Here is a 22,154-nt window from a genome sequence, read left to right on the forward strand (position 1 = left end):
GGGACTGAGGCTCCAGAGGCTTGATCTGAGTCAGCGACGCGTTCTTAAGGCCAAGAAGGCCAGCACCGCGATGGCCAGATAGAGCAGGCCGCTCCAGATCTCGTAGCCCAGACCCAAGAGTCGGTACTGGGCCGCGTCGGCGCAGGTGGCGGTGACCATGAAGACCGAGGGCCACAGCGTTTCCAGATCCAGGCCGCTGACGATGCGGTCGGCCAGGGTCAGGTCGCACGAGGCCAGCTTGTTGGCCACTTCATGCTGAAAGCCCGCCGCCGCCACACCCGCCACCGCCAAGGCCAGCACCAAGAGCAGGCCCAGGCTGCGCAGCAGGCGATTGCCGCGGACCAACCAGGCCAGGCCGGCCACGGCAGCGATCAGCAGGAACACGCCACGTTGCATGACGCACCAAGCGCAGGGACGAATGCCGAACTGATGCTGGGCGATCAGTGCCGCGCCCAAGGCGGCCAGGCTGCCCAGGCTGATCAAGGCCAGGGCTTGGCCCGGGAACTTCGAGGGCTTGAGGAACATCAGTCGGCCACCAGTTCCACGATCAGGTCGATTTCAACGCAAGCGCCCATCGGGATCTGTGCCACACCAAAAGCGCTGCGCGCATGGGCGCCGACCTCGGGGCCGAAGACCTCGGCGAACAACTCGGAAGCACCATTGGTGACCAAGTGCTGCTCGTTGAAGTCTGAGGTGCTGTTGACCAGGCTCATCAGCTTGACGATGCGCTTGATCTTGCCCAGATCGCCGGTGGCGGCGTGCAGGGTGCCCATCAGATCGATGGCGATGGCGCGTGCGGCGGCCTTGCCGGTGGCGGTGTCGGTATCACGGCCGAGTTGGCCCACCCAGACTTTGCCGTCCTTCTTGGCGAGGTGGCCGGAGATGAAGATCTGGTTGCCGCTGCGGACAAAAGGCACATAGGCGGCCACCGGCACGGCCAGCGGCGGCAGTTCAATGCCCAGGGACTGAAGCTTGGCGTAAACGGGGGAGGTGCTGGTGCTGCTCATGATGGACGACTTTCGCGTGAAGGCTGGCGGCCCACGAGTGGCCAGGCCTGTGTTGAATAGGGCTCGAATCGCAGCCATCGAATCGCTACGATCGGGTGGCGCGCATCCTACACCGGGCAAAGGACTGGGCCGCTGGGCAAGCGGGCTTTGGAGCGCGGCATTTGTGCAGGGAGCGCGGTCATGAGCAGCGGCAGGCTGGGCGCGGAGCAAGGCTTGGGGCATTGGGTCCTGCTGGCCTGTGCCTGGCTGCTGGGTCTTGGTCTGCTGCAGGGCTGCGAGCGCTTGCCCGATGCGAGCGAGTGGGTCGTATTGCTGCTGTTGTTGGCGATTTCCGTGGGCGTCTGGTGGGTGATGCGCCGACGCGGCAGTGGCTGGGGGCCTAGCCTTGCCTTGGGCCTGGTCCTGGCGCTGCTGGCTTTCGCGCAAGCGGCCTGGCGTGCCGAACTGCGCTTGAGCGAGCAGCTGCCGCCGGCATGGGAGGGGCGAGATCTGCGCGTGCGCGGCCTGGTGGCCTCCTTGCCCCAGCAGGTTCAGGGCATCACGGGCCTGCCCGGCTGGCGCTTTGAGTTTGAAGTGCAGGCGGTTCAGGAGGCCTCAGACACTGAAAGCTCGAAGGATCTACGAGCATTGCTACCCGGGCGTTTAGCCTTGTCTTGGTATGGTGAGCAGGCGACGCCGCCGCCCTTGCGGGCGGGCGAGCAGTGGCAGTTCACGGTTCGGCTCAAGCGACCGCATGGCTTGATGAATCCGCATGGCTTCGATGCCGAGTATTGGTTGTTTGAACAAGGACTGAGGGCCACCGGGGTGGTGCGCGACACCGCGTCGGCCCCGCCGCCTCGGCGCTTGACCGAAACGTCCGGCTGGGGCGTGGACTGGTGGCGCCAGCGTTTGCGCGAAGCCCTGCAGCGTCAGGTGGCCGATCCGTCCGTCGCCGGCGTTTTGGCCGCCCTCAGTCTCGGGGATCAGGCCGCGATTTCCAGCGGCGATTGGGCCTTGTTTCGCAATACCGGGGTCAGCCATTTGCTCAGTGTCAGTGGTCTGCATGTGACCATGTTCGCGTGGCTGACTCAGGCCCTGGTGGCGGCCTTGTGGCGGCGCAGTGCCTGGCTTTGCCTGCGCTGGCCCGCGCCACATGCGGCGCGTTGGGCCGGCGTGTCGGCCGCTCTGGCCTATGCCTTGTTTTCAGGCTGGGGTGTGCCAGCACAGCGCACGGTCTGGCTGCTGATCAGCCTGGCGCTGCTGCGCAGTCTGGGCGTGCGCTGGCCGTGGCCTTTGTGCTTGCTGGCTGCGGCGCTGGTGGTCACGGTGCTTGATCCCTGGGCCCTGGGTCAGGCGGGCTTTTGGCTGTCCTTTGCGGCGGTGGCTTTGTTGATGGCGACCGGGGAAGGTGAAGCACACAAGCCCTCGGCAACCGGGTGGAAAGCTCGCGTGGCACAGGGCTTGCACAGTCAATGGGTGGCCTCGATCGGGCTGGCGCCCCTGAGCTTGTTGTTCTTTCAGCAGATCTCCTTGGTGGGCTTGCTGGCCAATCTCTTTGCCATCCCACTGGTCAGCTTTGTGATCACCCCGCTGGCCCTGCTCGGCGCCGTGCTGCCGGGTCTTTGGTGGCTGGCGGAAGTGGCGGTGAATGGCTTGATGTTCAGCTTGCAATTGCTGGCGGCTTGGCCCGGGGCGGTCTGGTACGTCGCCGCCGCGCCTGTTTGGGCGCAGATCCTGGGCCTGGCGGGTGGCGGGCTGCTGGTCTTGCCGCTACCGCTGCGTTTGCGTTTGTGTGGGCTTGGCCTGTTGCTGCCGATGTTGTGGCCTGCACCGCAGCGCCCCTTGGCCGGCGAGTTTGAGGTCCTGGCGGCCGACATCGGCCAAGGCACGGCGGTCTTGCTGCGCACGGCCGAGCATCAACTGCTGTATGACACCGGTCCGGCCTATGGGCCTGGTTCCGATGCTGGCCAGCGCGTGCTCTTGCCGCTGATGCGCGCACTGGGCGTCAAGCATTTGGACAGCTTGGTACTCAGCCATCGCGACAGCGACCATGTGGGGGGCGCAAGCGCCGTGATGGCTGGCATGCCGGTGCGGCAGTTGCTCAGCTCTTTGGAGCCCGGGCACCGCTTGCTGCTTGAAAGCCCCGCGCCATCGCTGCGCTGCGAGCAAGGCCAGCGCTGGGTTTGGGACGGCGTGCACTTTGAAATCCTGCACCCGCCGGCGCAGTTCTACGAGCCAGCGGCGAGCCAAAAGAGCAATGCCATGTCCTGTGTGCTGCGCATCACTTCGGCCCAGGGGCGCAGTGTCTTATTGACGGGCGATCTGGAGGCGCCCCAGGAGCAGGCCCTGGTCTCGGCCCAAGCGGCAGGCTTGGTCGCGCTTCATAGCGATGTGCTGTTGGTGCCGCATCACGGCAGCAAAACCTCCTCCGGCACGGCCTTCTTGGCCGCGGTGGCGCCCCAACTTGCGCTGGTCCAGGCCGGTTACCGCAACCGTTTTGGCCATCCCGCGCCAAGCGTCTTGGCGCGCTACCAAGCGCAGGGGATTGAAGTGCGCCAGCAAGCAGCCTGCGGTGCCTGGACCTGGCAGAGTCGCCTGGGCACGGAGCGATGTCAGCGCGAACAGGGCCAGCGTTTTTGGCATCTGCGATCGGTGCACCCCAGCCCAGCGCCGCCCGGCATGACGGGGCCCTGGCCGGAGGGCTTGTCCGCTGCAGAGGAGGGGCCGCAGGAGGTTCCAATGGCGGAGGCCTTGCAGCTGGGGCCGCCTTAGTGGGTCGCCTTAATTGGGTGCCTGCATGCCCCGCATGGTCTTCAGGGTCCGCCCCAGGTCGATCACCGCCATGGCGTAGTAGCTGGACCAGTTGTAGCGCGTCAGCGCATAGAAATTCTCGGTGCCCAGCCAGTAGCTGGGTGCGGCGCTGCCGTTTTGCAGTTCCACCACCGCCATCGGGCCGACATGCTCTTGGGCGGCTTCCGAGGGTTGAGCGCCGGCCTCACGCAGTTGGGCCACGCTGAAAGTCGGCTTGATATCGGGCGCCAAGAGCAGCGCGCGCGCCGAGGTTTCCACCGGCAGGGCGACGCTGTAATGCGTGGGCATGCCGCGCTGCCAGCCGAAGGCGGCCAGGTAGTTGGCGACGCTGCCAATCGCGTCTTCGGCGTTTCGCATCAGGTCCACATGGCCGTCGCCATCAAAGTCGATGGCATAGCGGTTCCAGCTGCTGGGCATGAACTGCGGCCAGCCGATGGCGCCGGCGTAAGACCCTTTGACCGCCAGCGGATCCATGCCTTCACGGCGACAGAGCTTCAAGAACTCGACCAACTCGTTGCGAAAGAAGGCGCTGCGGTCGCTGCGACCGCTGGGGAAGTCAAAGGCCAGGGTGCTCAGGGCGTCCAAGACATGGAAGCCGCCGGTGATTTGGCCGTAGAAGGTTTCCACACCGATCAGGCCGGCGATCAGCTCGGCCGGCACACCATAGCGGTCCTCGGCGCGTGCCAGGGGCGCCGCATACTGCTCCCAAAAGGCCAAGCCGGCCTGCAGGCGGCGAGGCTCGATAAAGCGAGCTCGGTAGGCGGCCCAGTCTTTGGCGGTGCCTACCGCGGCGGGCATGATCAGGCGCTGCACCGCCGGGACGCTGCGCGCCTGAGCCAGCGTCGACTGCAACTCTTGCGTATCCCAGCCTTGTTCGGCCGCCAGCGCGGCGGCAAAGGCCATCAGGTCGGGGCGCTCGCCAAAAGGCTTGGCGGCCTTGTCGGCACTCGGCTTGGCCGTCTTTTTGGCGGGTGCCGGTTTCTTTGGGCTCTTGGCCTGCTTTTTTTGCGCTGTGCTTTTCGCTGCCCCGGGGCTGGGCTGGGCTGGGTTGGACTGAGCCAGCGCGGCGGGTGCGGCCAGCAGACTGACGCTCAAGAGGGCGGCTTGGAGGAGCGAGAAAGGGGTAGGTTTCATCAAAACGAGGACAGCGTCACTGGAAATCTAGGGCATCTTGCGCCGCAGCATACGTCCTGCGGCGCGGAACTCGCGCCACCAGCGTCTGCGGGCGGCGTAACTGAGGCCCTCACCGGCGTCAGGCGCGTAGCGGGCCTGTTCGAGTCTGAGCAGCAGCCGCGCAGCGGGTTCGGCGGCATTCCCGTGCGTTTGGCTTAGCAGGCGGGCCCACTGCGCCGGCCCTTGGTGAGGGGCGGCATCCGCGACGCCCAAGCGGTGCAGCTCGCTCAGGATGCGGCTGCGTTGGCGGCTCCAGGCATCGTGCGGCCTTTGCAGCCAAGCCGACCAAGCTGCGCCGAGCAGGGCGAGCAGGCCGATCAGCACCGCGCTGACCTTGCCCAAGAGCTGCCAGTCGGGCGATTCAAAACCCATGGTTTTGAGCAGATCAAACTGGCTCTGGCGCGAGTAATTCAAGACGCTTTGCTGCCAGCGGTTGTCCAGCGTTTCCCATGCGCGCCGCAGCGTGAGCAAGAGCGTCGGATTGATCTGACCCAGGGCGCCGGCAAAAGCACCGGGCGCGGGTCGCAAGGCCAGGCCTTGCAGAATGCGATCCGGCGCAATCGCGGCCGTGGGGTCGGCCCGCTGCCAGCCCAGATGCGGTGTCCAGTACTCGGCCCAAGCGTGGGCATTGCTGTTGCGCACGATCCAGAAATCGTCTTGCGGCTGCGGGTCCATGCCTTGGAAGCCGGTGACGATGCGTGCCGGCACCCCCATGGCTCGCATCACCACCACAAAGGCGGCCGAAAAATGCTCGCAAAAACCCAGCCGGCGGTCGAACCAGAACTCGTCGATCAGATGCAAGGTGTCTTCGCCATAACGGCCCGGCGCCAGGGTGTAGGTGAAGTCGGCGCTGGCGATGTGTTGCAGCACGGCCTGGGCCAGGGCGGGGGTGAGTTGGCTTTCATTCAACTGAGCGAATTGGGGCTGGCGGCGCAGATCCGCCGCCCAGGCCAAGGTGCGTGGGTTGTAGCCGGCGGGCAGGTCCAGGTAGTTCTGCAGCACCAGGGCGGCTTGGCCGGGCGCGGGGTTCGGGCCATGCCGGTAGCGGCTGTAGGCGCGCGCAGTCAGGCGCACCCGTTCGGTGATGGGACGTTCGGCGCTCCATTGGAGCTCGGCTGAGCGGCGTATCGTCAGCCCCTCCAGATCGCGCTCAGTGCCGGCCGGCTCGGGGCTCATCTCCAGCAGCGGGATCACGCTCAGGCGCAGCGGCTCCAGCGTCAACTCGTAGCTCAAGGCCTCACCCTCGGTCTGCAGCGGATCGGGCCGGCCCGGCCATTGCAGCGGGCTGGGCCGCCAGGTCTTGCCGTCAAACTGGGCCAACACCGGGCCGCGAAAATAGCGGGCCTGCGGCGCGGGCGGGGCACCTTGAAAGCGCAGACGCATGGCGATGCTGTCGTCATTGGCGATCTCGGACATGGCGCCAAAATCCAGCCGATTCGACAAGCCGGTGCGGCCTATCGAATCGGCGGGCACCCCCCAGAGCGGCCCGATGCGCGGGAAAAGCACGAACAGCAACACCATCACCGGCAGGCCATACAAGGTGGTGCGCGCCGCCTGTTTGGCGGCCAGGGCCAGACTGGGCTGGCCCACCGGCATCTGCGCCAATACCACCGCGCTCAGCAAGGCCCAGACGCTCAGCAGCGTCCAGAGTGCGGTGAACAGCGACTGTGAGTACAGAAAATTCGTCAGCACCAAGAAAAAGCCGAGAAAGAAGACCACGAAGGCGTCGCGGCGTGCGCGCAACTCCAGCGTCTTCAAAGCCATCAGCATCACCAAGAGAGTGATGCCCGCTTCCCGACCGATCAGGGTGCGGTGGGTGATCCAGGTCAAGCCGGCGCTGATCAAGAGCACGGCCACCAGCACCCAGCGCCCAGGCAGGGGCTCGGAGTGCCAGGCCAGCCAGCCGCGCCAGGCCAGCATCAGGGCGGTGATGGCGCTGGCCCACAGCGGCAGATGGCCGCCATGCGGCGCCACGATGGCGGCGATGGTGGCGAGCAGGAACAGCGTGTCGCGGCCTTCGCGACTGAGTTTGGAAAACAGGCCCGGCGCGGCCGCTGGTGGCGTCATCTTCATCAGGCCACCCGGCTCAGCTGTTCCAGGCACAGCTGGCGATGTGTGCTGCCCAGATCGGCTGGGAGTTCCTGACCGACGATGCGCAGGCCGTAAGGCACTTGCATCTGCTCGGCCGCCAGTACCCAGGCACACAGGCGTGACAACTGCGCCTCGTCCGTCAGACCTGTGCAGTCGCGTCGATCAAAACAGAGGGTGCGCGCCACCGGGGCTTGGGTCTCACGCACCCACAAATTGCCGCCTTGCTCCAGACTCAGCGCCGCTTTCTTCCACAGCACCTGGCGCATCGAGTCGCCGCGCCGGTAGGCGCGTACGCCTTCGAAGTCTTGGCCTTGTTGTGCGCTGCTGGCAATGGCCGGGTGGGTGTCAGCATCCTCGCCGGCTTCGGCCGACTGGGGCGGGAAGGGCGGTGTGGGCTGCTCCGGCTGCGGATAGACCCAGACCTGGCTGAGCGGCCGCCAGATGCTCCAGGCCCGGAACAGGCCCAGCGGGAAGCGGGTGACAATCTGCAAGCTCGGCAAGACATGGTGGCCGCGCTGGCCGGCGGGGTAGCGCACCTGCAAGAGCGCATGGCCCAGCGCCGGCACATCGGTCCAGGCGATTTCGGATTGCGGCTGACCGATCACATGCACGCCTATGCCAAAACGAGCGGAGCCGGTGTTGTGCAGGCGCAGCTCCAGTTGCACATCGTCGCCCGCGAAAACCGCGGCGGGCGACTTCAAATCGAGGCTGAGGCCGCGCAGATTGCCGTGCGTGCTGTGCATCGAGGCCAGGCCGGCGCCGGTCAGCAAAAAGGTCAACATAAAGCCCAGGCTGAGCTGATCGTTGATCGAGGCCAGCAAGAGCAAGAGCAGGGTGGCGCAAAAAGCCAGGCCGGGCCGGCTGGGCAGGATGTAGATATTGCGCTGACCCATCTGATGGGTGTCGCTGCGCGGGTGCCGGGCGGCCCACCAGGCTTGCCAGCGCGTCTGCAATGCCTTGATGGCCATGGCGTTTGAGTTTCAGGGCAGGGGAATCGCTTCGACCATGGCACGCACTTGCTCGCGCGGGCCGCGGCCGGCGCCGGCCTTGGGTCGCAGCCGGTGGGCGATGGTTTGCGGCAGGATGGCTTGGATGTCGTCCGGCGAGACAAAGTCGCGTCCTTCCAGCAGCGCGCGCGCCCGCGCTGCCCGCAGCACGCCCAGGCCGGCGCGCGGGCTCAGGCCTTCGGCAAACCATTGGCCGGAGCGGGTGGCGGCGATCAGGGCTTGCAGATAGTCCAGCAGCGCCGGCGAGGCATGGATGCCGCGCACCGCCTCTTGAGCCGCCAGCAAAGCGGAGGGATCCATCAGCGGCTTCAACTCACGCAGGGCGGCGCGGCTGTCTTGGCCGCTGAGCAACTCGCGCTCGGCCGCTTGGTCGGGGTAGCCCAGCGAGATGCACATCAAAAACCGGTCCAACTGCGACTCGGGCAGCGGATAAGTGCCGAGTTGTTCGCTGGGGTTTTGGGTGGCGATGACGAAAAAAGGCTGGGGCAGCGGGTGGCTGACCCCGTCCACACTGACCTGGTTTTCTTCCATGGCCTCCAGCAGCGCGCTTTGAGACTTCGGGCCAGCGCGGTTGATCTCATCGGCCAGCAAGACCTGGGCGAACACCGGGCCGGGGTGGAAGACAAAGTCGCCGCGTTCGCGCTCGTAAATGCTCACCCCGATCAGATCCGAGGGCATCAAATCGGAGGTGAACTGCAGGCGCGAGAACTTCAGGCCCATGGAGATGGACAGCGCATGGGCCAGCGTGGTTTTGCCCACGCCGGGCAGGTCTTCGATCAAGAGATGGCCGCCAGCGATCAGGCAGGCCACGCAGTCGGCGATCTGCGCACGTTTGCCCTTGATGATCGTGCTAACCTGCTGTTGCAGAGCCGTCAGTTGTGCCGAGATTTGCTGCGTGGAATGTGGCGTCATAGGTCCATCTTAGGGTGATGCGGGTCAGATCGATCGCTGAAACAAAGGCCGGTCTGATTGCATTTGATCAAGAACGAGAGACAGCGTGGGGGCTTTGCTGCATTGACCCTGCCGACCCTAAGAACTATGTCTACAGCCTACTTCAGCCACCCCGACTGCCACCGGCACGATATGGGCCCCGGCCACCCCGAATGTCCGCAGCGCTTGGACGCGATTGAGGACTGGTTGCTGGCCACCGGCATCGACCTGGCGCTGGACCGGCATGAGGCGCCGCGTGTCGAGATGGCGGCGGTTGAGCGCGCTCACACCCACGGTTATGTGGCCGAGATCAGCGAGTTGCTGAAGGGCTGTGCCGAGAGCGGCGAAAGCCGTGCAGTGGACCCCGACACCATGGCCAATCCCCACACCTGGGCCGCCGCTTTGCGGGCTGCGGGGGCGGCGGTATGCGCCACCGATCTGGTCTTGGACGGCGGTGCCGAGAATGCTTTTTGCGCGGTGCGCCCGCCCGGCCACCACGCCACGCGCGACCAGAGCATGGGTTTTTGTTTTTTCAACAATGTGGCGGTGGCCGCGCGCCATGCCCTGGATGACCGCGGCCTCAAACGCGTGGCCATCATCGACTTTGATGTCCACCACGGCAATGGCACCGAAGACATCATCGCCGGCGACGACCGGGTGCTGATGGTCAGCCTGTTCCAGCATCCGCTCTACCCGTATAACGGCGCGGTGCCCAAGGGCGAGAACATGGTCAATGTGCCTGTTCCGGCCTATACCAAGGGGCCGGAGATTCGCGAGATCATCGAGGCCATGTGGATGCCCGCGCTGGAGCGCTTCAAGCCCGAGATGATTTTCATCTCCGCCGGTTTTGATGCCCACCGTGATGACGATTTAGGCCAGTTGGGCTTGGTCGAGGCCGACTATGAGTGGATGACCCTGCGCATCAAGGATGTGGCTGCGCGCCATGCCAAGGGTCGTATCGTTTCCTGCCTGGAGGGCGGCTACCACCTGGATGCGCTGGCGCGCAGCGTGGGTGTGCATCTGCGGGTGCTGGCCGGTATCTGATGTTTTGGTCGGGGCGATGCCGCTGTGCGGCAGCGCGTGCCCGGCTTTGCTTTTGACTGTTGGGATTGAATGAACAAGCCTTTTGAATTTGTTGAGCTTCGCGCGCTGCTGGCCGCGCTGGTTTCGCCCGCTGCCTTGATGGGCTTGGCCGTCTTGGTGGCCTGTTTGGCGCTGTCTTGGTTGGTGGTGCGGGTGATTCATCGCCAGGTCCCCACCCAGGAGAAGTCGATTCTGTTCGGGCGTCGGGTGGTGGACGGGGTTTTGTTCCCGGTTGTGGCGGCCTTGCTGGCCTTGTTGGCACGCAAGCTCTTGCCCAGCTTCGGGGTGTCGCCGGCGGTGTTCAAGCTGGCGCTGCCGGTCTTGTTTTCTTTGGTGATGATTCGTTTGACGGTGCAGGTGCTGACGGTGGCCATGCCCAAGTCCGCCATGGTGCGTTTGATCGAACGCACCGTGTCGTGGCTGGCCTGGGGCGGTTCCATATTGTGGGTGACCGGCATCCTGCCTTGGTTGCTGGAAGAGATGGAGACCGTCACCTTCAAACTCGGTGCCAGCCGCGTCAGCCTGCGCAATATCCTGGAGGGCTCTTTCAGCGCCGTGATCGTGATGGTGCTGGTCTTGTGGCTGTCTTCGGTGGTGGAGTCGCGGCTGATGCGTGGCACGGTCATGGACCTGTCCTTGCGCAAGATTGCGGCCAATGCGGCGCGGGTGCTCTTGCTCTTCGTCGGTTTGCTGGTGGCCTTGTCGGCGGCCGGCATTGACCTGACGGCCTTGGGCGTGATGGGCGGCGCCGTTGGCGTGGGCATTGGCTTGGGCTTGCAAAAGCTGGCCGCCAACTATGTATCGGGCTTTGTGATCCTGGCCGAGCGTTCGCTGCGCATCGGGGACATGGTCAAGGTCGACAACTTCGAAGGGCGCATCAGCGACATCACCACCCGCTACACGGTGATCCGCGCGCTCAATGGCCGTGAATCCATCGTGCCGAATGAGTTGTTGATGACGCAGCGGGTCGAGAACTCCTCGCTGGCGGACCCGCAGGTCTTGATCAACACGGTGGTGCAGGTGGCCTACGGTACCGACTTGGATGTCTTGATCCCAGAACTGGTGAGTACCGTGCAGGCGGTGCCGCGCGTCTTGCAGGACCCCGCGCCTTCGGTGTTTTTGAACAACTTTGCCGCCGACGGCTTGGAGTTGTCGATCAACTTTTGGATCAACGACCCGCACAACGGCCAAGGCGGGGTGCGCTCCGAAGTGAATCTGGCGCTGTGGCGCTGCCTGAATCGCTTGGGCGTGGAGATTCCCTTCCCGCAGCGCGTTTTGCATCAGTCCGCGGCTCAAGGGCCTTTGCCGGCATTGCAGGGGGCGGGGCCGCAGGCCCAAGCCGGCGCAGCGCCAGCCTGAGCGCTTATCGGCGCGAGGACGAGGAGCGGCTGGTTTTGCCGCCCTGCTCGAAACGGTAGCTGTAGCGCCACCAGGAGGTCAGCGCCGCTGCGGCCATGAACAGCGTGGCGCTGAAGGCGCCCGGCCGGCCCAGCGACCACAGGCAGAGCAGCGCCGTGACTGCGTAAATCATCGGCAGCTTCTCGTACCAATACTTAGAAATCCACATTACCCGCTCCCTGGTCGGTCTTCATTGATTCGGGAAGGCGGGCTTCGTATCGAAGTCCTGTATTTGTCGCGCCCAACGGATCATTGCGCCTTCCAGGCGGCGATTGTGGGCGCCTCAGGCCAAGGGCGCTAGCCGCTCAAAACGGGGGGTGTCCTTGGTCATGCCGGGCAAACCCGGGCATGCCCTTCATCCGTCAAGCGAATGCGATGGCCTCGGCGCGCTCCGCGCGGATGCTGGGCCGGAAGCTGGTGATGCCGGGCAGGGTGGCGTTGTGATGCGTCCGGATCTGCGCGGCCGTGGCATGGGCCTTGTCATGGGTGGTGTGGGCATCAGCCGCGAGCGTGACCTCGAAACCCAGCGCAGCGGCGCGGCGTGTGGTGGTGTCCACGCAGAATTCACTGGCATAACCGCAAATCACCACATGCCGCACCTGCTGGCGCTCCAGCAGGTCCTGCAGGTCGGTGCGCAAAAAGGAGTCGGGCGTGGTTTTGCGCGACACGCTGTCTTGCGGCAGCACCTTCAAGCCGCGCTCCAGCTGCCAGCCCTCGCTGCCGTACTGCAAGGCGCTGGCTTCACGCTCGTGTTGGATGAAGATGACCGGCGCACCGACCGCCCGCGCCCGATCGGCCAGCGCATTGATGCGCTGAACCACGGCGTCAGCCTCAAAAGGGCGCGGCTCGGTGTCGAACAGACCGCGCTGCACATCAATGATCAGCAATGCGGTCTTGTTCGACTCGCTCATCTCAAACTGCCTTGACCGGGATCGATTTGCCAGCGCCGCTGGCGATGCGCTGTTGCCAGTCGGCCGGGCCGGTGATGTGGGCGCTGGTGCCGCCGGCGTCCACCGCCACGGTCACCGGCATGTCGACCACGTCGAACTCATAGATCGCTTCCATGCCCAGATCGGCAAAGCCAACCACGGGCGCGGCCTTGATCGCCTTGCTGACCAGATAGGCGGCGCCGCCCACGGCCATCAGGTAGGCGCTCTTGTTGTCCTTGATGGCTTCGATGGCGACCGGGCCGCGCTCGGCCTTGCCGACCATGGCGATCAGGCCGGTCTTCTCCAGCATCATGCGGGTGAAGCCGTCCATGCGGGTGGCGGTGGTGGGGCCGGCGGGGCCGACCACTTCATCGCGCACCGGATCCACCGGGCCGACGTAATAGATCACGCGGTTGGTGAAGTCCACCGGCAGCTTTTCGCCCTTGGCCAGCATGTCGGCGATGCGCTTGTGAGCGGCGTCGCGGCCGGTCAGCATCTTGCCGTTCAGCAAGAGGGTGTCGCCCGGCTTCCAACTGGCGACTTCTTCCTTGGTCAAGGCGTTCAGATCCACGCGCTTGCTCTTGTTGTAGTCGGGCGCCCACTTCACATCGGGCCAGAGGTCCAGGCTGGGCGGGGTCATGAAGGCAGGCCCCGAGCCGTCCAGCACAAAGTGGCCGTGGCGGGTGGCGGCGCAGTTCGGGATCATGGCCACCGGCTTGCTGGCGGCGTGGGTCGGGTAGGTCTTGATCTTGATGTCCAGCACCGTGGTCAAGCCGCCCAGGCCTTGGGCGCCAATGCCCAGGGCATTGACCTTTTCATACAGCTCGATACGCAGTTCTTCGAGCTTGTTTTGCGGGCCGCGGTCCAGCAGCTCGTACATATCGATGTCTTCCATCAGCGACTCTTTGGCCATCAGCATGGCCTTCTCGGCCGTGCCGCCGACGCCGATGCCCAACATGCCCGGCGGGCACCAGCCAGCGCCCATCAGCGGTACCGTCTTTAGCACCCAGTCAACCAGGTTGTCGCTCGGATTCATCATCACGAACTTACTCTTGTTCTCGGAGCCACCGCCCTTGGCGGCCACCATCACGTCGACGGTGTTGCCCGGCACGATGGACACGCTGATCACGGCCGGCGTGTTGTCCTTGGTGTTCTTGCGCTCAAAGATCGGATCGTTCAGCACCGAGGCGCGCAGCTTGTTGTCGGCGTTGTTGTAAGCGCGGCGCACGCCTTCGTTGACGGCGTCTTCCAGCGAGCCGGGGAAGTCCGCGAAGCGCACATTCATGCCGACCTTCAGGAAGACATTGACGATGCCGGTGTCTTGGCAGATCGGGCGGCGGCCTTCGGCGCACATCTTGGAGTTGGTGAGAATCTGCGCAATCGCGTCCTTGGCAGCGGCGCTTTGCTCGCGCTCATAGGCACGGGCCAAGTGGGCGATGTAGTCGGCCGGGTGGTAGTAGCTGATGTACTGCAGTGCGGCGGCGACACTGTCGACAAGGTCGGCGTATTTGATCAAGGTGGACATGGTGGCGGTTCCCGGGGGTTGGGGCTCAAAACGAAATCAAGTGTCGCCAGTTTACTGAAGCCGGCTTGCGGGAGGCTGTCTTGGGTCGAGGCGCTTGCTGAGTTTGCACTGGAGTAGCGGCTCTGGCGCCATGGCGGGCGTGTTCAGCTGACGCTCAAGTTCAGCGCCCTACAATCGGCCGCGCTTTGCGCTCAGGCCTCGGCTCCCTTGGCTCGGTGCCTGGCCTTGAGACCGTTTGCCGCCTTTCTTGATTTGAAGTGAACCGATGAACTTGCTTGCCACGGTTGTACTCCTGCCTCTCCTGTTCGGCACCCTCTTGTGCTTGTGGCTGGGCCGCATCAAGCCCTTGTCCCAGGCGCCCGCCTGGGTGGCCGGGGCGGTGGCGGCTGCTGCGCTGGGCTTGCTGGTGTCGATGGCCCCGGAGGTGCTGCAGGGTCAGGTCTTTCTCAGCCATACGGACTGGGTGCCTGCGATCGGCATGAATCTGGGCTTGCGCCTGGACGGCCTGTCGCTGTTGTTCGGTGGCTTGATCACGGGCATCGGCCTCTTGATCATTCTCTACGCGGCCTTTTACCTCGGCAAAGATGACCCCAAGGGCAAGTTCTACAGTCAGCTGATGCTGTTCATGGCGGCGATGCTGGGCATCGCCATGTCCGACAACTTGCTGCTGCTGGTGGTGTTCTGGGAATTGACCAGCATTTCTTCTTTCTTGCTGGTTGGCTACTGGGGCCACAAGGACGAAGCCCGGCAGGGCGCACGCATGGCTTTGGCGGTGACCGGCGGCGGCGGCCTGGTGTTGCTGGCCGGCGTGATCGTGCTGGGCCAAATCTGCGGTACGTATGAGTTGTCCGAAATACTGAGCAAGGGTGAATGGGTGCAGGCTGACAGCCGCTATCCGCTCGCACTGGGCTTGATTTTGGTCGGGGTCTTCAGCAAGAGCGCGCAGCTGCCCTTCCAATTTTGGCTGCCCGAGGCGATGGCGGCGCCCACCCCGGTATCGGCTTATTTGCATTCGGCCACCATGGTCAAGGCGGGCCTCTTCTTGCTCGCCCGGCTGTATCCGGTGCTGGGGGGCACGGCGCTGTTTGAGGTGAGCGTCGCCAGCGTGGGTTTGGCCACCATGGTGTTTGCGGCTTTTGTGGCGATCTTCAAGCATGACATGAAGGGGCTGCTGGCCTATTCGACCATCAGTCATTTGGGCTTCATCACCTTCATGATTGGGCTGGGGAGCCCGATGTCAGCGGTGGTGGCGGTCTTTCACATCCTCAATCACGCCTGCTTCAAGGCGGCCTTGTTCATGACGGCCGGTATCGTCGATCACGAAACCGGCACACGCGATATGCGTCGCCTCGGCGGCTTGATGAAGCTGATGCCTTGGGTGGGCAGCTTGGGCCTGTTGGCTGCCGCTGCCATGGCCGGTGTTGCGCCCCTGAATGGCTTTTTGTCCAAAGAGCTGATGCTGGACCAAGCCTTGCAGGCCGATTTCTGGGGCTCGCTCTCGTGGGCGATTCCGGTCCTGGCGACCCTGGGAGGGCTGTGTTCCGCGGCCTATTCGCTGCGCTTGGTGCACGATGTCTTTTTCAATGGCCCGGCGCGTGACCTGCCTCATGCACAGCCCCATGAACCGCCTTGGGGGATGAAGCTGCCGGTGCTCGTCTTGGTGGGTCTTTGTATCGCCCTGGGCTTGGCACCCATGTGGTTGGCCGCGCCGCTGGTTCAAGCGGCGGTCAGTGCCATGTTGGGCGAGCCGGCACCGGCCTTTGAGTTCGCTCTCTGGCATGGTCTGAATCTGCCGCTGCTGATGAGTGTGATTGCCTTGCTGGGCGGCGCGCTGCTGTACTTTGGCCTCACCAAGAAGGGCTGGCTGCATCGGTACTTGCCCGGACCTGTCAGTGGCCGGGCCATCTTTCACGCTGTCATCGAGGGCTTGTTCGCCTTGGCCGGGCGCTGCACGCGTGGGCTGGAGAACGGTTCGCTGCAACGGTATGCGGCCTGGATGGTGGCAACGGCCATTGCTTTGTCAGCCTGGCCCTTGCTGCGCAGCGAAGGGCTGAGTACCGGTTCGCGTGAGTTGCTAGCGGCGCCACCCTTGGCGATCGGTGTTTGGCTGCTGCTGATCGTGATGGGTCTGGCGCTGGTCTTGATGCACCGGCAGCGCTTTGTGGCGGTCATTCTGGCCGGTGGCATAGGGCTGGTGTGTTCGATGGCGTTTCTGGCCTTTTCGGCGCCCGACCTGGCGCTGACTCAGTTGTCGGTTGATGTGGTGTCCACCGCCTTGCTCTTGATGGGCCTGGCTTTGCTGCCGCAGCTCGGCAAGGCTGAATCCAAGCCCTTGCGGCGAGGCCGGGATGCCTTGCTGGCGCTGGCCGGCGGGGGCGGCATGGCGTGGCTGAGTTGGCTGATGCTGACCCGTGACCATGATTCGATCTCCTGGTATTTCCTGGAGAACGCGCTATCGGGTGGCGGGGGCAGCAATGCCGTCAATGTGATCTTGGTTGATTTCCGGGGGTATGACACCTTTGGCGAGATCACCGTGCTGGGTATTGCTGCGGTGGGCGTCTTGGCCTTGCTGGAAGGTTTCAGGGTCAAGCGTCCCGCGACGGATCTTGCAGGGCGGGCTTGGAGTTATGCCCGCGAGCCTTTGATGCTGCGTGTGGTGGCGCGGCTTGTTTTGCCGCTGGCTTTGCTGGCTTCGGCTTATATCTATTGGCGCGGCCACAACTTGCCGGGCGGCGGGTTCATTGCCGGTTTGGTGACCGGCGTGGCCTTGGTCTTGCAATACATGGCGAATGGCCAGCAGCGGGCCGAGGCCTTGATGCATGCCCAGGGTGGTCGTCTTTATGTGCGCTGGATTGGCATCGGGCTCTTGATCGCTTGTCTCACGGGCATGGGCGCCTTCTTGTTCGGCCGACCCTTCCTGACCAGCGCCTTTGGTCACCCTGTTCTGCCCTTGATCGGTGAGTTGCCCTTGGCCACGGCGGCACTGTTTGATTTGGGCGTTTACATCACGGTGGTGGGATCGACGATGTTGATGCTTTCGGTGCTGGGCTCGGCCAGCAAAGACACGCGCAAAACAGTGAAGCGGAGGGGCGGCAAGTGACGATTTCCATGGAGTTTTTGCTCGCCAGCGGCATTGGCTGGGTGACGGCTTGCGGCATCTATCTTTTGTTGCGCGGCCGCAGTTTCTCTGTGGTGCTGGGGCTGAGCGTGATCGGTTATGCGGTCAATGTTTTCATCTTCGCCATGGGGCGTTTGTGGGCCGGCGCGGCGCCGATTCTGGGGCAGGGCGCCGCCTTGGTGGCGGATCCCTTGCCGCAGGCCTTGGTGCTGACGGCCATCGTGATCGGCTTCGCGACCACGGGCTTTGTCATCGAGTTGGCGCTGCGCAGCCGTCATGAGAACGGCAGCGACCATGTGGATGCCCAAGAGCCCGTCGAGGCTGAAGCGGTGAGGGCCGGTCGATGACTTGGTTTGATGCTCATATGGCTGTTTTGCCGGTCTTGTTGCCGGCGCTCACGGCCATGATGCTCTTGCTGCTGGGTGACCATGGCGGCGACAGCCACGGCGGCCACGGGCATCACAAGCTCTTGTGGGCGCGCCGCCTGGGGCTGGCTTCGACGGCTTTGGGCCTGATCTTGGCCCTGGCCTTGCTGTTGCGTGCCGCCGAGGGTGAACTGATCACCTACCGCATGGGTGACTGGCCGGCGCCATTTGGCATTATTTTGCTGGTGGACCGACTGGGCGCCATGATGCTGGTTTTGAGTGCCTGTGTGGCCTTGCCGGTGCTTTGGTACGCCACCGGCGGTTGGGACGCCCATGGGCACTATTTCCATGCCCTGTTCCAGTTTCAGCTGATGGGATTGAACGGCGCATTTGTCACCGGCGACCTGTTCAATCTGTTCGTCTTTTTTGAGGTCTTGCTGATCGCCTCCTATGTGCTGATGGTGCATGGACAAGGGGCGCAGCGTTTTAGGGTGGGCCTGCATTACGTGGTCTTGAACCTGGTCGCATCGGCCCTTTTCTTGATCGGCTTGGCGCTGATCTATGCCAAGACCGGCACGCTCAATATGGCCGACTTGGGCCTGCGTGTGCCGGCCGTCAGCGCGCCCGATGCCGCCGTTTTGCAGGTGGCGGCGATGTTGCTGTTGGTGGTTTTTGGCTTCAAGGCGGCTTTGATGCCGCTGGCCCTGTGGCTGCCGGCCACCTATGCGGCGGCCAGTCCGCCGGTGGCAGCTTTGTTTGCCATCATGACCAAGGTCGGGGTCTATGCGATTTGGCGTGTGCATGGCGTGACCTTTGGTGACATCGGCGGTGCCAGTGCCTTTGCGGTTGCGCCGGTGCTGTTGCCGCTGGCTCTGGCGACCAGTGTGTTGGCGGTGCTGGGGGCCTTGGCGGCCCAGACTCTGGCGCGCTTGGTGGCCTGGCTGACCGTGGCCTCGGTCGGGACGGTCTTGGCCGGCCTGGGTTTGTACAGCAGCCCGGCTTGGGGGGCGGCGCTGTACTACATGCTCAACAGTACCTTGGTGATTGCGGCGCTGTTTTTGTTGGCCGAGTTGGTGGCGGCGCAGCGGGGCGATGCTGCTGGGCAACTGGTGCCCGCTGCACCGGTGGCTCAGCCGACGCTGCTGGGCTTGATGCTGCTGCTGGCGGCGGCGTCTGCGGCAGGCTTGCCTCCCTTGCCGGGCTTTATTGGCAAGTTGATGTTGCTGGAGGCCTCTAGCACCCATGTTTGGGCCCCTGTGGTCTGGACGGTGTTGCTGCTGGTGGGCTTCCTCACGCTACTGGGTCTGGCGCGGGCGGGCAGTATTTTGTTCTGGCATGTGCGACAGGATGTGCCGGCCAGTGTCAGCGCAGGCGGCAGCCCCAAGCTGGTGCTGGCGACCTGCATCTTGCTGGGTGCCAGTGTTGTGCTCAGCCTCGCCGCAGCGCCGATTCAGCGGTACACCCAGGCGGCGGCTGAGCAGCTGACCGATCGCTCGGCCTACGCTGCGGCGGCGTTGGGCGCTTATGGTGCGCAAGGCAGCCCGCCGACCACGCGACCTTACCGTGATTCGGCTCAGCCAAGCTCGCCCAGTCCGCTTCAGGAGGCGAAACCATGAAGAAAGCGTCATCCGCCGCAAGCAAGACTTGGTTCAGCCATCCGGCTTTGTCGGTCTTGTTGTTTCTGGTTTGGTTGCTGATGCAGCAAAGCCTGAGCGTGGCCCATTTGATGATGGCCGCCCTGCTGAGCGTGGCTTTGCCGCGCTTGCTGCAGGGGCTTTTGGGGCCGGCCATGCGACCCAAACGCTGGGCGCTCGTGCTGCGTTTCAGTGGCATTGTGTTGTGGGACATCGTGGTCTCCAACGTCACCGTGGCGCGGCTGGTGCTGGCGCCTGGCGCTAAGCCGCAGCCAGCTTGGGTGAGGGTGCCTTTGGCGCTGCGTCAGCCCGGCCCCATCATGCTCTTGGCCACCATCATCACCACCACGCCGGGCACCGTGTCTTGTGTGGTGGACGACGAGACGCATGAAATCTGGGTTCATGCGCTGGACTGCAGCAACACCGACGAAATGGTCGCGCAAATCAAGCAGCGCTACGAGCAGCCTTTGCTGGAGATTTTTGAATGACAACGAGCTTGTTCTTTGATTGGCCCTTGCTGGCCTGGGCCTTGAACTTCGCCACCGGTGCCGTGGGCTTGGCGCTGCTGCTGACCAGCTGGCGCTTGTTGAAAGGCCCTGAACCCACCGACCGGGTGTTGGCGCTCGACACCATGTATGTGAACGTGGTGGCCTTGGTGGTGCTGCAAGGGCTGCGCGAGGGCAGTGCCCTGTTGTTCGAAGCGGCGCTGATCATCGCCTTGTTGGGTTTCGCGTCGACGGTGGCCTTGGCACGCTACCTCAGCCGCGGCGACGTGCTGGAGTAAGCAAGCTCATGGCTCCTCTTGAAATCCATTGGTTGGCGCAAGTCGCGATCAGCCTGTTTCTGGTCATCGGCGGCTTGTTTGCCCTCATCGGTGCGATCGGCATGCTGCGATTCCCGGACTTCTTCATGCGCTTGCATGCCCCGACCAAGGCCACCACCTTGGGCGTGGGTGGGGTCTTGCTGGCGAGCTTGGGCTATCACTGGACCCAGCAGCAGTTCGGTTTGCAAGAACTGTTGATCACCTTGTTCTTGTTCATCACCGCGCCGGTGTCGGCCAATCTCTTGGCCAAAGCGGCGCTGCATTTGCGCGTGCCCTCCAAGGCCGGGCTGCCGCCGGGGCATCCGCGGCCTTGATTTCCCGGCTGTTTGCATTTTCAGTTTTTGAGCGAGGTGACTTGTGCGCCTTGAAACCGATCTGATTTGTGCAAGATCTGCTAGTCGGCCTCGTGAGTAAAACCAACGGTCCGACGTGTGCATGACAAGCTTGAGTTGGCAAGTTGACGGTGACTGCAACGTGCCCAAACCGGAAGTCTGATTGCTGCTCAGCTTCGCGCTTTGACTCGGCCCGCCGCCGTGCTCATGGTGCCCGGGTCGGCTCTGACGAGCCGACTCCCCTCGGTGCTCACTGCGCGGGTCAGCGGCGGCAAACTCGCTTCGCTCGAACAAGTGCCGCCAAGTCAGGTATTGAAGCGCTGCGCGCGCCTGACCCGCTCCGCTGCGCTCTCGGCCGGGCACAAATCGCCCGTCGGCGGGCCGAGTCAAATCGACGTGGGCTTTAGGCAAGGGTGTCGAGGCAGTGCGTTCTCGATACAAGCGCACGGCAGTCCGGGTCCTTGCAGGGCGATTTGTGAGGGGCTGAGCAGCGCAGCGAATTGGGGCGCGCGCGCAGCGCGCTTCAACATCTGACTTGGCGCCGCATGTCTGAACGAAACGAGCGCAGCGACTGGAGTGAGTTCGGCGCCGGCCCGGGCTGCTGTGCCTCACGCGTAAAGCCCAACAGTCCGTTCCGGGCACGAAGCAGATTTCCAAATCCAGCGGGTAATCAGGCCGACTGGGTCCCTTGATTTCCAATCCTAGTCAGACTCTGGGATTGCTTTCCGAGCGCGCTGCGAGCGGATTGGGCGATTCTCTTCTACGACTTGATCGCCCCGACCGGTTTGCGTAGCAAGCTGGCAATCAAGGTTACCGCGGTCAGCGGCAAGAAGAACATCAGCATCACGTTGCTGAACATGGGCAGCGCATCATGCTGCTGGCTCATCAGGATCAAGTAAGCGGTGTAGGCGACGCAATAGCCAATGAACACCAGGCCCTCCCAACGGGCAATCTCGCGCTCGCTGAGCATCACCGGCAGGCAGGCCAGTGGGACTGCCGGCACCACCCAGATCTCGAAGCTCAGCACCGAAGCCGCCATCGGGACGCCGGCCGGCGCAATCAGCGTGCTCAGTCCCAGACAACCCAGGATATTGAAGACATTGCTGCCCACCACTTAGCCAATGGCGTTGTCGCGCTGGCCTCGGATGGCCGCCATGATGGATGTGGCAAGCTCGGGCATTGAAGTGCCGGCGGCCACAATCGTCAAGCCAATCACCAAGTCGCTGACCCCCAGGCTCTTGGCCACGGTAATGGCGGCATCGACCAGCCAGTTGGAGCCCAACACCAGCAGGCCCAGACCGGCCGCGATCAACAGAATCTGCATTGCCCAATGCTTGTCCCACTGGGTTTCAGCAGGCAACTCGTCGCTGAACTCGTCCTGCGTTTCCTTCGACTCGCGACGCGACTGCCGCACCAGCATCAACTGTGCGTGAACGGTCAGGGGCACGATCAGCGCCGAGATGCCCAGAATGAACAGCACATTGAAGATATTGCTGCCGACGACATTGCCGACGGCAAGGTCAGGCAGTCCGTCCAGGGCGGCACCGATCGACACCGCCACTTCGGGCGCGCTGGCGCCCAAGGAGACCACGCTCAGTCCCACCATCAAGGGCGAGATGCCAGCCGATAAGGCCAGCTTGCTGGCACCGCGAACCAATAGCTCGGCGCCACAAACCAAGGCGGCAGACCAAGCAAAAAGAGTCAGAGTGTCAGCATCAGGAGTTCTGCTTCTTTAATGAGATTTGCTGTGCGCGGGGCCGCTCAGCAACCTATCGGTGTAGGCAATCGCCAAGGCCGAGAGCAAGAAGGTGAAGTGAATCATGGTTTGCCACATCAGCGTCTTCTCGGTGTAGTTCTCGGCGTTGATGAAGGTCTTGAGCAGGTGAATGGATGAGATGCCGATGATGGCGGTGGCCAGCTTGACCTTCAGCACCGAGGCGTTCACATGG

At 63.9% G+C, this 22,154-nt stretch carries 19 protein-coding genes and 1 pseudogene; 9 read left to right on the forward strand and 11 right to left on the reverse strand.

Annotation, left to right across the window (positions count from 1 at the left end):
* Positions 1–30: 30 nt before the first annotated feature.
* Together ACOVRJ_RS01370 and ACOVRJ_RS01375 are read right to left on the reverse strand one after the other, a co-directional pair.
* Positions 31–525: a disulfide bond formation protein B gene (locus tag ACOVRJ_RS01370; protein WP_422042113.1), complete on the reverse strand. Its 495-nt coding sequence runs from the start codon at positions 523–525 to the stop codon at positions 31–33.
* Positions 525–1,007 (reverse strand): RidA family protein, encoded by a 483-nt coding sequence (locus ACOVRJ_RS01375; protein WP_422042114.1) that lies wholly within the window; start codon positions 1,005–1,007, stop codon positions 525–527. Before ACOVRJ_RS01375 ends, ACOVRJ_RS01370 begins: the two co-directional genes overlap by 1 nt.
* A gap of 180 nt (positions 1,008–1,187) precedes the next feature.
* Between ACOVRJ_RS01375 and ACOVRJ_RS01380 the strand changes: the two genes are divergently transcribed.
* Complete coding sequence (locus tag ACOVRJ_RS01380; RefSeq protein WP_422042115.1) at positions 1,188–3,758, forward strand: DNA internalization-related competence protein ComEC/Rec2; 2,571 nt, start codon at positions 1,188–1,190, stop codon at positions 3,756–3,758.
* Positions 3,759–3,767: 9 nt separating this feature from the next.
* Here ACOVRJ_RS01380 and mltB read toward each other — a convergent pair whose 3' ends face one another.
* Genes mltB through ACOVRJ_RS01400 form a run of 4 tightly spaced genes read right to left on the reverse strand, consistent with a single transcriptional unit; the run spans position 3,768 to position 8,980 of the window.
* Positions 3,768–4,931, reverse strand: coding sequence for a lytic murein transglycosylase B (gene mltB, locus ACOVRJ_RS01385; RefSeq protein ID WP_422042116.1), 1,164 nt, complete (start codon positions 4,929–4,931; stop codon positions 3,768–3,770).
* Between the two features lie 27 nt (positions 4,932–4,958).
* Positions 4,959–7,043, reverse strand: coding sequence for a transglutaminaseTgpA domain-containing protein (locus tag ACOVRJ_RS01390; protein ID WP_422042117.1), 2,085 nt, complete (start codon positions 7,041–7,043; stop codon positions 4,959–4,961).
* Positions 7,043–8,029, reverse strand: a complete 987-nt coding sequence (locus ACOVRJ_RS01395) for a DUF58 domain-containing protein (protein ID WP_422042118.1) — start codon at positions 8,027–8,029, stop codon at positions 7,043–7,045. The genes ACOVRJ_RS01390 and ACOVRJ_RS01395 overlap by 1 nt, the downstream gene beginning before the upstream one ends.
* 12 nt (positions 8,030–8,041) lie before the next feature.
* A complete protein-coding gene (locus ACOVRJ_RS01400; protein WP_422042119.1) occupies positions 8,042–8,980 on the reverse strand; it encodes an AAA family ATPase in 939 nt (312 codons plus the stop codon).
* A gap of 126 nt (positions 8,981–9,106) precedes the next feature.
* Between ACOVRJ_RS01400 and ACOVRJ_RS01405 the strand changes: the two genes are divergently transcribed.
* Together ACOVRJ_RS01405 and ACOVRJ_RS01410 are read left to right on the forward strand one after the other, a co-directional pair.
* Positions 9,107–10,042 carry a histone deacetylase family protein gene (locus ACOVRJ_RS01405; protein ID WP_422042120.1) on the forward strand — a complete coding sequence of 312 codons (936 nt, stop codon included), beginning with the start codon at positions 9,107–9,109 and terminating at the stop codon, positions 10,040–10,042.
* Positions 10,043–10,111: 69 nt separating this feature from the next.
* Positions 10,112–11,440 carry a mechanosensitive ion channel family protein gene (locus ACOVRJ_RS01410; protein ID WP_422042121.1) on the forward strand — a complete coding sequence of 443 codons (1,329 nt, stop codon included), beginning with the start codon at positions 10,112–10,114 and terminating at the stop codon, positions 11,438–11,440.
* A 4-nt stretch (positions 11,441–11,444) separates the two neighbouring features.
* Here the strand turns inward: ACOVRJ_RS01410 and ACOVRJ_RS01415 are convergent, their stop codons facing one another.
* The 3 genes from ACOVRJ_RS01415 to ACOVRJ_RS01425 form a co-directional block, all read right to left on the reverse strand.
* A complete protein-coding gene (locus tag ACOVRJ_RS01415; protein ID WP_422042122.1) occupies positions 11,445–11,648 on the reverse strand; it encodes a hypothetical protein in 204 nt (67 codons plus the stop codon).
* A gap of 193 nt (positions 11,649–11,841) precedes the next feature.
* On the reverse strand, positions 11,842–12,390 hold the full coding sequence (locus ACOVRJ_RS01420) for a cysteine hydrolase family protein (protein WP_422042123.1): 549 nt from the start codon (positions 12,388–12,390) through the stop codon (positions 11,842–11,844).
* A 1-nt stretch (position 12,391) separates the two neighbouring features.
* Positions 12,392–13,933 (reverse strand): fumarate hydratase, encoded by a 1,542-nt coding sequence (locus ACOVRJ_RS01425; protein WP_422042124.1) that lies wholly within the window; start codon positions 13,931–13,933, stop codon positions 12,392–12,394.
* Positions 13,934–14,198: 265 nt separating this feature from the next.
* On the opposite strand from ACOVRJ_RS01425, the gene ACOVRJ_RS01430 reads away from it, so the two are divergent.
* Genes ACOVRJ_RS01430 through ACOVRJ_RS01455 form a run of 6 tightly spaced genes read left to right on the forward strand, consistent with a single transcriptional unit; the run spans position 14,199 to position 20,187 of the window.
* Complete coding sequence (locus ACOVRJ_RS01430; RefSeq protein WP_422042125.1) at positions 14,199–17,033, forward strand: monovalent cation/H+ antiporter subunit A; 2,835 nt, start codon at positions 14,199–14,201, stop codon at positions 17,031–17,033.
* Positions 17,034–17,041: 8 nt separating this feature from the next.
* Positions 17,042–17,398 carry a Na+/H+ antiporter subunit C gene (locus ACOVRJ_RS01435; RefSeq protein ID WP_422042135.1) on the forward strand — a complete coding sequence of 119 codons (357 nt, stop codon included), beginning with the start codon at positions 17,042–17,044 and terminating at the stop codon, positions 17,396–17,398.
* The gene (locus ACOVRJ_RS01440; RefSeq protein WP_422042126.1) at positions 17,395–19,032 is read left to right on the forward strand and encodes a monovalent cation/H+ antiporter subunit D; all 1,638 of its coding nucleotides are present in this window, start codon (positions 17,395–17,397) and stop codon (positions 19,030–19,032) included. Before ACOVRJ_RS01435 ends, ACOVRJ_RS01440 begins: the two co-directional genes overlap by 4 nt.
* Positions 19,029–19,538 (forward strand): Na+/H+ antiporter subunit E, encoded by a 510-nt coding sequence (locus ACOVRJ_RS01445; protein WP_422042127.1) that lies wholly within the window; start codon positions 19,029–19,031, stop codon positions 19,536–19,538. Before ACOVRJ_RS01440 ends, ACOVRJ_RS01445 begins: the two co-directional genes overlap by 4 nt.
* Positions 19,535–19,834 (forward strand): K+/H+ antiporter subunit F, encoded by a 300-nt coding sequence (locus ACOVRJ_RS01450; protein WP_422042128.1) that lies wholly within the window; start codon positions 19,535–19,537, stop codon positions 19,832–19,834. The genes ACOVRJ_RS01445 and ACOVRJ_RS01450 overlap by 4 nt, the downstream gene beginning before the upstream one ends.
* Before the next feature lie 8 nt (positions 19,835–19,842).
* Positions 19,843–20,187: a Na+/H+ antiporter subunit G gene (locus ACOVRJ_RS01455; RefSeq protein WP_422042129.1), complete on the forward strand. Its 345-nt coding sequence runs from the start codon at positions 19,843–19,845 to the stop codon at positions 20,185–20,187.
* Positions 20,188–20,965: 778 nt separating this feature from the next.
* Here the strand turns inward: ACOVRJ_RS01455 and ACOVRJ_RS01460 are convergent.
* Positions 20,966–21,910 (reverse strand): annotated as a pseudogene (locus ACOVRJ_RS01460) (sodium:calcium antiporter).
* 27 nt (positions 21,911–21,937) lie between these two features.
* A partial coding sequence (locus ACOVRJ_RS01465; protein WP_422042130.1) for a YqhA family protein occupies positions 21,938–22,154 on the reverse strand: 217 nt, incomplete at its 5' end.

Source organism: Roseateles sp. (assembly GCF_049240545.1).
Lineage (GTDB): Bacteria > Pseudomonadota > Gammaproteobacteria > Burkholderiales > Burkholderiaceae_C > Paucibacter_A.